This is a genomic window from Pseudoalteromonas sp. SG45-5, assembly GCF_014164085.1.
Classification (GTDB): Bacteria; Pseudomonadota; Gammaproteobacteria; order Enterobacterales; family Alteromonadaceae; genus Pseudoalteromonas; species Pseudoalteromonas aliena.
In genome coordinates, this window is record NZ_JACJEM010000157.1 from 1 (window position 1) to 560 (window position 560).

The following is a 560-nucleotide window of genomic DNA, read 5'->3' on the forward strand; positions in this document are numbered from 1 at the left end:
ACTTCTCATCGTATTGCCGCTGTGTTAAAGGGGCAAGGTACAGCAATGGAAAGAAAAAAGGCGCTACGAATCAGAAGAATGGTAATCGTTATTTAGCGTGGGCCTTTACTGAGGCTGCTAATTTTGCAATTCGTTATAACCCAACAGTTAAAAAATATTATCAACGAAAACTGGCTAAAACAAACAAGGTAGTTGCGATTAAAACGGTTGCACATAAGCTCGCAAGAGCGTGTTATCACGTGCTTAAAGACAATGTACCATTCGATGAACACAAGGCGTTTGCTTAGCGTCTATAAAACAAATTAGGTTAACGTGTTGAGCTAGTAATAGGGTTGGTAAAACCATTAGATTTGATTGAGCCTGCACGTTAACCGATCATATTTTAAATACTGGATATGCCCAATGTTTGAGCCACAAAGGGTTGGTTATGTGTAAGTGTAAGCATAAACCACAGACTTGTTACAGCGCAGTGTGTAAACACAGCAAGAAACTGGACTGACATTGGTACTAAACGATGACTGAGGCGAAAGCCAAGGGCCTTAATTAATCATCAATAATGC

The 560-nt window shown here is 39.8% G+C and carries 1 protein-coding gene; it reads left to right on the plus strand.

Annotated features, from left to right (window positions below):
* Positions 1–287 (plus strand): transposase (locus H5119_RS20080; protein WP_182703491.1); only part of this gene is annotated, 287 nt, incomplete at its 5' end.
* Positions 288–560 lie beyond the last annotated feature (273 nt).